The organism is Leeuwenhoekiella nanhaiensis (assembly GCF_002744755.1).
GTDB classification, from domain to species: Bacteria; Bacteroidota; Bacteroidia; order Flavobacteriales; family Flavobacteriaceae; genus Leeuwenhoekiella; species Leeuwenhoekiella nanhaiensis.
On the sequence record NZ_KZ319290.1, the window covers coordinates 413,988 to 423,190 of the forward strand.

The 9,203-nt window shown below is 36.1% G+C and carries 7 protein-coding genes; all 7 read right to left on the minus strand.

Annotated features, from left to right (window positions below):
• Positions 1-67: 67 nt before the first annotated feature.
• Positions 68-2,944: an ATP-binding protein gene (locus CJ305_RS10660; protein WP_099646240.1), complete on the minus strand. Its 2,877-nt coding sequence runs from the start codon at positions 2,942-2,944 to the stop codon at positions 68-70.
• A gap of 248 nt (positions 2,945-3,192) precedes the next feature.
• Positions 3,193-3,864 (minus strand): dual OB domain-containing protein, encoded by a 672-nt coding sequence (locus CJ305_RS10665; RefSeq protein WP_099646241.1) that lies wholly within the window; start codon positions 3,862-3,864, stop codon positions 3,193-3,195.
• Entirely contained in the window at positions 3,864-4,340 is a 477-nt protein-coding gene (locus tag CJ305_RS10670; RefSeq protein WP_223248858.1) for a DUF488 domain-containing protein, read from the minus strand. The genes CJ305_RS10665 and CJ305_RS10670 overlap by 1 nt, the downstream gene beginning before the upstream one ends.
• The gene (locus CJ305_RS10675; RefSeq protein ID WP_099646243.1) at positions 4,340-4,891 is read right to left on the minus strand and encodes a DUF488 domain-containing protein; all 552 of its coding nucleotides are present in this window, start codon (positions 4,889-4,891) and stop codon (positions 4,340-4,342) included. Before CJ305_RS10675 ends, CJ305_RS10670 begins: the two co-directional genes overlap by 1 nt.
• Before the next feature lie 74 nt (positions 4,892-4,965).
• Entirely contained in the window at positions 4,966-6,519 is a 1,554-nt protein-coding gene (locus CJ305_RS10680) for a hypothetical protein (RefSeq protein WP_143469373.1), read from the minus strand.
• A 305-nt stretch (positions 6,520-6,824) separates the two neighbouring features.
• Positions 6,825-8,087: a PIN domain-containing protein gene (locus CJ305_RS10685; protein WP_099646245.1), complete on the minus strand. Its 1,263-nt coding sequence runs from the start codon at positions 8,085-8,087 to the stop codon at positions 6,825-6,827.
• A 299-nt stretch (positions 8,088-8,386) separates the two neighbouring features.
• Positions 8,387-9,034: a VOC family protein gene (locus CJ305_RS10690; RefSeq protein ID WP_099646246.1), complete on the minus strand. Its 648-nt coding sequence runs from the start codon at positions 9,032-9,034 to the stop codon at positions 8,387-8,389.
• Between the last annotated feature and the right edge of the window lie 169 nt (positions 9,035-9,203).

A 9,203-nucleotide genomic window follows, 5' to 3' on the forward strand; every position in this document is an offset into this window, starting at 1 on the left:
AACACCTATGTTGCAAAGACTAACACAGATGTCTCGAGCGTGTTAACTGGCTTATTATCAGTGTTTTTTAATTGGATGTTTCATCTGATTCCAGAAGAGTGCTCGGGGTTTCGCCAAACTTTTCCTTAAAGCGTTTGGTGAAATAGCTCATATTGCTAAAGCCTACCGCATAGGCGATTTCGGAAACCGAACCGGTTTTATGAGTGAGCAGCTGATGGGCTTTGTTAAGACGAATTTCGTTAAGCAGCTGACTGGGCGATTTATCGATCAGAGCTTTGAGTTTGCGGTGCAATTGCGTGCGGCTGAAGCCTACTCGTTGTGCCAGTTTCTCTACCGAAAAGTCTTCTTCGTGCATTTCGGCTTCTATGCTTTTAAAAACCTGCTGCAAAAAGGCATCGTCCAGCGAATTCAACTCCAGATCGTCTACAAGCATACTGCCCGAATTTTTAAAGCGCTGCCACAACTTTTCTTTAGCAGTGAGCAGGTTTTGAATGCGAACCAAAAGTTCTTCCTCCTGAAAAGGTTTGGTCAGATAGCTGTCGGCACCCCGTTGCAGTCCGTCCATTTTATGACTGTGGTCGGCTTTGGCAGTTAGCAAAATCACGGGAATATGACTGGTTTTGGTGTTGTTTTTCAGGTTGTGACACAGTTCTAAACCACTTTTCTTCGGCATCATCACATCGCTTAAAACCAGATCGGGAAGTTCTTTAAGCGCCACTTCTTCGCCCTGTTCTCCATCAACAGCGGTGCTTATTTCGTAGTGATCTTGAAGAATGCCTTTGATGAAATTCCGCAGATCTGCATTGTCTTCCACGACCAGAATGTGTGGCTTCTGTAGGTCTTTGGAAACGGAGGATTCAGCGATCTCATCTCCGTCTGCTGTAAATTCAGGCGAAGCAGGAGCATAAGGATCGCGACTGGTCTGCACATAGGCGTCTTTGGGCAGGTTTACAAGTGAAGTAGGCAGCTGTAACGTAAAGCTGGAACCTTTTCCCAGAGTACTGCTTACGTGGATCTCACCGCCATGCACCGCCACCAGTTCTTTGCACAAGGCAAGGCCAATGCCGCTGCCTTTAGCCTCGCTGCCTTCCGTACGGTAAAAGCGGTCAAAGATATGCGGAATCTCCGCTTCGGGGATTCCCTTGCCGGTGTCGGCTACCACCAGACTGAGCCTGTCATTGGCGTGATTGATGGACACGGAAACGCTGCCGCCTTCCGGTGAATACTTAAAAGCGTTAGACAGGATGTTTACCACTATTTTTTCAAGCTTGCCGGGATCGTAATAGCTGTCAACAGGCGTTTCAGTCATCCCCGTAACGCTTAAGCTGATATTTTTACGTTCCGCCAGGCTTTCGTAAGAAAAGACCAGCGCGCGTACAAACTGCACCACATCGCCTTGATGCAAGGTCAGCTTAACAGTACCGCTTTCCAGTTTGGCCAGTTCGAGCAGTTCGTCAATAAGCAACTCGAGCCTGCGGGTGTTTCGCGCCACCACTTCGTAAGATTTAAGCGGAAGTTCTATACGTTCAGCATCTGATGCGGATTTTTTCCCGGGTTTCGCCTGCGAAAAGATGCCCTGTATCAGCGTAAGCGGAGTTCGAAACTCGTGCGAAATATTGGTGAAAAACCGGGTTTTGAGTTCGTCAAGATCCCTTACCCGCTGAATTTCAATCTGTGCCCGCTGGGTCTCGAGACGTTCGGCTTCGGCTTTCTTGGCCAAAGTCTGCCGCCTGTAGGCAATTCCAAAGGAGAAAATGATGATTTGCAGAAAGATACTGGCGGCAAAGGGATCTATACGAAAGGGAGGCGTGATCAGCTTTAACGACCAAAGCGTACCAATAAGCATCATCAAACTGCCCACCAGTGAACCCACGCCAAAATACCGTGCAAACCGGTCTTTTTTGCTCAGCAGCACAAAAGACAGTATGAGGCCTGCCAGCGTGTAGATATTGAGAAAGATATAATGCGGCCCAACGGCGGTATAATACACCTGTGGTTTAAAGAGAAGCGTATAGAGACCGGTTATCAGAATTTCAAGTAGTACAAACAGCGCCAAGCCCAGCATCAGCTTGTCAAGCCTGGGAAATTTTTCTTTGGAGTTGACAAAGGCTCTTCCAAAAAACCAATAGCTGTATAAAATACTGGTAGCAATGACTAACCACAGTATATAATAGGCATTTGAAGTCGTATTCAACACCATACCGCTGGTCATACCCTGAGTCAGGGTGCAGAAGAAAAGCCAGGTGGAAAACCACAAATAGATGCGTTCGCGCAGGTAGAAAAATTGCAGGAGGTGATACAGAAAAATAATAAAGGTAACCCCAAACAAAAACACATTAAAGCTGTGCTGTACCTGATTAAACTCGTGATAAAAGCCCTGTTTACTGCTGCGCGCCGTCAGGTTAAAATAGTGCGGGTAGCCCATCGCATTGCCTTCTACCCGAATTAAAAGCGTTACGGGTGTGTTGACCGGCAGGTCTGCCAGAGAAACGCGGTTGTAGGCCAAAGATTCCTGAAAGGCGCGTGCTGCCCTGGGATAACTCAACCCGGTTCTTTGATGAAAAAGGAGGTTGTCGCCTGAGTAGGCATAGACATCTACCTTGCCGTTGCTTTTGGTCCAGGCAGGCGGACCAATCATATAATCTTCAAAATGCAATGCCCAGCCGGTAAGGGGTTGTTTGGCCTCAAGGCTTAGCCTGCCCCAGTAGACGGTGCCTACTTCCAGATATCGGGGTAGTTGATCTCCCTTTAAATGGTCTTTGGGTAGATTGTCAAGCAGCATCTCAGGGCTTAAGCTTTGGGTAGAGTCGGGGTAGACGGCTAAAGCATAATCAAGACTGTGTACGGGATACAGGGTATCAATACGATGTATTTGCTGGCTGTAAGCCAGATTTACACATCCCAGGACACCTGTAAAAACCAGTATTTTTAAAGCACGCAACATCCTTAGAAAGCCTAGTTCGCTTGATTAGAAGCGGTTACCGGATGGTAAGGTAGTTTTTTTTTGAGAAAAGTGGGGTTGGGTTTGGACAAGGAATTTTTTTGCGGGAATAATGGTCTGTGTATGCTAAGTGGCGTATTTCAATTCACTTTCCTTTTGGTTGAACGATTAGTTGGGTCGATTTAAAAAAGTTGATTAAAAGCAAATAATCGCGATTAACCATGCACTATGTAGGATTAGTTTTTCCTATTTCAGAATGGTAAATCATCTTCCTCTTCTTCATTTTTAGTATCAGGTTCAGGTAGCCCATACCAACCTGATAATTGTAAAGAACACCTTTCCTCCGTTGTACCATTAGTATCCCACCATCTTGCAAGAGAAACACGCATTAATGTGCCTGCTGGAATATTTTCAACTGCGTTTCCGTACCCTACGAATGGTAAACTTCTCCAACCATTGGTATTTGGATAATTATATCTTGTTTTATCGTAGAAAATTTTTTTTGTTAAATCCCTGTCAGAAATCCAAAACCCAACACTATTTTTACAAATTCCATTTTCTTCATTGATATATCCACTGCCGCTATTTGTCCAATTTAGCTTGCCGTCAAATAGAATATCTGGACTTCCTTTCCAAATTCTTACTTTCAATTTTACCGTTAAGTAATCAACCATTTTTTCAATTGAAGGAAAAGAGAATTTATGCTCCAGTGAGTAAACCAAAATATCTTCTACATGTGGAGGTCTTTTATCTGTTCTTTCTGAAAAGGTTATAGTAAAAACATCTCCAACTTCAAGGTCAGTATCTGAATCTTGATTATATCCGTCCGAGTTAAGAAGTCTTACAAAACGACCATTGGCTAAAATACCACCAACACAGGCTGCATTGGACATATGGGTTTTTGATACTATGATAACATCCATTACAAATGAGTAATTTTATATCCAAGTTTTTCAAGTTTATCGGTTACAATTGACCTATGACAAGCTTCTGGTTTTTCTTCAACACAGAATAAAACCACACGATTTGCACCAACTTCATTAAGCTTATTTATAAATGAGTCAAAATCAAAATTGCTTAATATTCTGTCCATATAAGCGATTGTGAAAACCTTACCGAGTTTATTTCGGTCTCTTTTTAATTCTCCCTGTTGAGCGTCAGCTTCTTTTTGAAGGTCTCTAATATCTGTAGTTGGGGCAAGTTCAATAACGTGACCATATTGAATATCAAGCTCTTTAAGCTTTTCTTGAAGCCTAGTGCTATTTACAAAAGCATATTTTGCGCCTCTAACACCTCTTCTTTGACGTATATCGCAAAATGTGTCAATGTTATTTTCTGTCAGCTTTTTAAAATACTCCTGCTCGGTCGAGTTGTAAACTCCAATTGTGAAAAATTCCATTAATATGATTTTCTTGAAGTAAAGTCCATTTCATTACCAAATAGGTCAACAGTTCCTTTACCTTTTGTTAGTTCGTTCATTACTGTTTCTTGCGATTTAATACGTTTGCTTGATATAATGTGTTTCAAGGAAATTTTTTTGTTCAGAAGTTCTTGTCCGATTAATTTACTTCTATGGCATTCATCTGGTTTAGATTCACTACACATTATTGCAAGGTTAATTTTTTTTGCATTAGCAGTTGTTAATCTTTCGAGTCCTTGTTTGAAAAATTCTTTTTCTTTAATCAGGTCATAAACCACCTTTCCATCATTGTCATAGCAGCTTCTGTCTTCTGGAAGACCTCCTAAGGTGTCGCCAACAAAAACATAAGTAATTCCATAATTTTTTAATTCTAAGTCAAGTGCTGCTTGATTAAATTGGGGGTTCCATTTTGAATATGGTTTTGAACGTATGTCAAGAAGAAACTGAATCTTAAACGACTTTAATTCGGCAATAAAGTTTTCAATCTTCTTGTTGCCGTGACCTATTGAATATATTGTTGTCTCTTTCATATTTCTAATTTACAACACCTGTTGTTTTTTAAATGCACTTCGATATTTTGTATTAGCGGTCGATTTAATGCCGCTTATAGATCTTTACGGGCTTTTTTATTGTAGAAATCGATAACGGCAATTTTTTGTTTAGTGTTATTCTTAAAATAGTCGAAAATTTGAATAATTTTTTCTTTATTATCGATTTCATGAACATTTATATCAAATGCTATTTTGTTATCATTATCGTCCACTTCTGATACAATACATTTTATTAATGATTTTTTTTTAAAAATGAGTTTACAGTATTTGACAAAATTTAAGATGTTAATTTGTTCAATGATTTCTTTTGGTAGAATATTCTCTAAGGGTATTAATCCTTTAATTGCTTCATTTCTTACTAATACACCAAATTTTGCCATTTTATCGTAGATTTTTAGTACAACGGTATCATTTATTTTGATTTTTTTTGAAGCTAACCTGCTTCTGATTTTTCTTGTATAAAGAAGTCTAGACAAATAAAGCCCTTGATAGTTAAATTTTGTAATTGAAGCCTTTATTTTTTGGCCCTCTTTTACAATACTCAAATCGAGTTTCCAATTATTAGTTATTTCAAAATTTGGCATAAAGCCAATATAATTTTCATTGATAGAAATCAGTAATCCACTATCCATTACGTTTTGCACCGTACCGATAAACAAATTTTCACGTCTAAAAGAACTGACTAAGCCATTTTCAGATGTTTCTAGTACTGATATTGAAATTGTTTTTGTCCAACTAAAATCAATAATTTTGAAATATATACTTTGTTTGATGTCAATATTATCATTATTGAGTACATAATTTTTGTTAAGGAGAAGATCTATCCCTTTGTAGTCAATGATGAAGTATTTTTTATAGAAACTTTTTATTTCCCCTGATAAGCAAATCTGATTATTGAATGCGTCATTTAAATCAACAAGAATATCGTACAAAAGATGATTTCTTATGGAAAGAACCAGACCTCCTTTAAGAGAACACGCAATAACCGAAGCTTTGATTGTGTTACCTTGCCGGATTTTATCTTTACTTATTTTGCCTAAATGAGAGTTTGGAATAAAACCATATATGGAAGAGTCTGCTACGATTAAGCCAGAATTGTTGATCTCAATTATCTCAAAATTAAAAGAATCACTTTTTCCTATATATTTTTGAAATTGTGAGACTAGATTAGAATTTGAGTTGCTATTTAAAGAGCAAATAATATTAGCATTATAAGAAAAGTGCTTTATGTAAAGTGTTGTATCGCTTCCTTCAACTAAATTAGTTCCTTGCAATTCTTTATTTGGAAGATAAATGGATACTCCCTTGTAATCAAGGACAAAGCCATTTGGTGTTTTAAAATTTACCTTACATTGAAGTTTGTTTTGCTTTTGGTAAGCACTATCTAATTCGGATAAGATTGAGTTATTTTTAAATTCAATATTTAAGGCTTCATATGAGCCATCATAGATTTGTACCAAATCATAAAATATTTCATCTCCAATTCGCACAAAATCATAGTTACATTCAACAAGTTCAAAATTCACCACGATTTTGGTTTCATCCAATATTTGACCGAATCCTCTATTAACGGAGCTGATTTTTGATATATATCCTTTATTTTTCATAATTAAAACTAACTTATAATATTAGCTCTCTTAATATTGATAATTTTTTAACTTTTTCTGGATATCAACACTTTAGCGTTATCATTATAAAAATAGGTTTTTGTCCTTGAAGCAGATTACAGAAACCCGTAAAATATTTAAGCTTTTTGTTTTTAAAGTTTTAGAAACGAGGGCGTTTGAAGTGGAGTAGGAAAAAACATCTCAAAACGAGAAAACCGCTTAATCCCGAAGCTTCGGGAGGTTTAAATAAGTAGGATTTTATAAGAATTAGAGGCTTGTGGAGCTGTTACCATTATTGTAGAGCGTTATTTTTCAAATATTAGGTTTAATTTTCCTATTATTTTTTCAGGAATATCAGCTGAACTTAACTGATAATCAATTTTAAAGTTATTTATACTTTGTTCGTTATCAAAAATGATTAATAATTTTTCTAGTTCTTCAACATAACCGTGTTTCAAGTTAGCTCTATGAAAATCCACGTCATAACTATTGGTTTTTTTTATACTTGGGGAATTTAAATTCAGATTAACATCTTGTCCCATTCTAGTATATAATGATGGTAAAATAGGGTGATTTGAAAAGCCAAAATCAAAAGGGTGTTTTGGTTTATACGGTGGTTTTGGTAATTCTGGATATTCTTCTTTGTTCGTACTTTCTATTAATCTAAAGCCATCAGGAAAATGTAAGTGTAAATCGATATCCCTTGCTGGTGTATTACCAATATTTTTAATAATTAATTGAATTTCAAATGTGCATAATTCTTTTTGTTCATATTTAAATATATCGTCCAAAACCTTTTCATATTCTTCATAATATATGTTCAATGCATCGTTATATTCTCTAATCTGACTTGGATTGAGGGAACTAAATTGTAATACTGTATTGCTTTTGGATTTACTATATTCCAAATGAGGATAATCAATTTTTATTTGACTTAACTTTTCTCTTTTGAAACTTTCAAAATTAGAGAAGTCTTTTTTTTCAAGTTGAAATTTTATATGGTTTTTCTCATTATCAAAAAAAACTTCTAGTTTAGGTACTCTCGATTTAAGAATTTGATTTTCTCTTTCGAGGTTTTTAATTTTTTTTTCCTCCTCCGAGATTTGGTTTGGTATTAAGTATTTCGAATTCAATTTTAAAGATTGAATACCATACATTTTTGCTCTTAATCTAGGTCCAATGTCATTCGAACATAAAAGTATTTTATCTAAATCACAGCCTTCGCAAAATTGAATTATGCTAGCTATAAGCCTATGGTCTTTCTCGTCAAAGTTTAAATTATTTGTTTCATAAATCTCTCTCCTTGGTTTTGACAAAAGAATTTCAAAATCAATATCTTCATTAATCTTGGAATCTTCCATTTCAACAAGCTCTTCAAATCGATTCAGTACATTTCTTGCTCGATTTCCAATTTTGTTGGTGCCAATTTTTTTTTCGTCTAATTCATCAATTACGACAGGCGGAATAATTAGTTTACAGGTTTCAGAAGATGATTCAGATAACCAGTCAATTTTTTCAAAATTTTGAAAATGTAGAAATATGTTTGTATCTAAAAATATGTATTTCATCTCTGAGTTCTAATGCTCTACAACTTATTATATCAACTCTAATAGTATTAATATCCCATAAAACTTACCGGATATCAACACTTTAAAGTACTCTTTATAAAAATAGCTTTTTGTCACAGAAGCAGCTTACAGAAACCCGTAAAACTTTTAAGCTTTTTGCTTTTAAAGTTTTAAAAGTGAGAGCGTTTGAAGTGAAGTAGGGAAAAGCTGCTAGAACGAGAAAAGCGGTTTAAATAAGTAAGATTTTATAAATATTAGAGGCTTGTGCAACGGTTACCATTTTTTTTAAACGTTTTAATTCAGTACTTAATTGTTAAATTCAGTCCGTCAAATTCCATTATTTTGTTTTGACTTTTATTATCAAATTCAAGAGTTAAATGATTTCGTTGTCCATTCTTAAAATCAATATTTTCACAACACTGAAAATAGGTCTCAAATACTTTTTCGTCTTTATTTAATGGGATTTCAAATTCCGCATGGGTTAGTTTTCGTATTTCATTTTTGTGATTTGTAGGTTCATTATGGGCTTTTTTTTCGCCACGATATGGAAGTCTGAAAGTCCAAGGTAGATTTGGATTTTTTTCATTTGTAATTATGTCAATTGACATTCCTTTTGGAAAATAATTCGGCTGATAAATTTGGCTTTGCTCAAAAAGCTTGTCAGTCAATTTTGAGTTGACTAAGCACAAGCCAAAAGGTGAAAATTGATTTTCATCAAATTGTGAACGTTCCCAAAGTTTTGTTTTAGAAGTCAAGTCGCTTCGTATTTCAATTTCGTCAATGACCCACAAAACTTCGAGAAAAAAATTCTCAAAATAAAATTTTCGATTCGTTGTTCCTTGTCCTGGGTGAATGCGATTACTTCCTTCGGTCAAACCAAACTCAACTAATTTATCGGCTTCTTTTCCATCATTATTTGAAAATATAAATATGTGGTCTATTTCCATATTTGTTGGTTCGGTCAAAATGTTTTACAACGGTCTCGTATAACCGTCAGTTACGGTTTTATATGCGTTAATTTTCGGTTTAGCACTGACTTTAGCAATTCCGAGTGGATTCAGACGTAGTCGAATCCGCCGTAATTACGGTTATGAAATGTTGTAAAACGTTTTTTTA

What these genes read in the sequence shown, in the direction of transcription:
- CJ305_RS10680 (WP_143469373.1), bottom strand. Translation starts at nt 6,519, where the DNA reads ATGAAAAATAAAGGATATATATCAAAAATCAGCTCCGTTAATAGAGGA.
- CJ305_RS10670 (WP_223248858.1), bottom strand. Translation starts at nt 4,340, where the DNA reads ATGGAATTTTTCACAATTGGAGTTTACAACTCGACCGAGCAGGAGTAT.
- CJ305_RS10685 (WP_099646245.1), bottom strand. Translation starts at nt 8,087, where the DNA reads ATGAAATACATATTTTTAGATACAAACATATTTCTACATTTTCAAAAT.
- CJ305_RS10675 (WP_099646243.1), bottom strand. Translation starts at nt 4,891, where the DNA reads ATGAAAGAGACAACAATATATTCAATAGGTCACGGCAACAAGAAGATT.
- CJ305_RS10690 (WP_099646246.1), bottom strand. Translation starts at nt 9,034, where the DNA reads ATGGAAATAGACCACATATTTATATTTTCAAATAATGATGGAAAAGAA.
- CJ305_RS10665 (WP_099646241.1), bottom strand. Translation starts at nt 3,864, where the DNA reads ATGGATGTTATCATAGTATCAAAAACCCATATGTCCAATGCAGCCTGT.
- CJ305_RS10660 (WP_099646240.1), bottom strand. Translation starts at nt 2,944, where the DNA reads ATGTTGCGTGCTTTAAAAATACTGGTTTTTACAGGTGTCCTGGGATGT.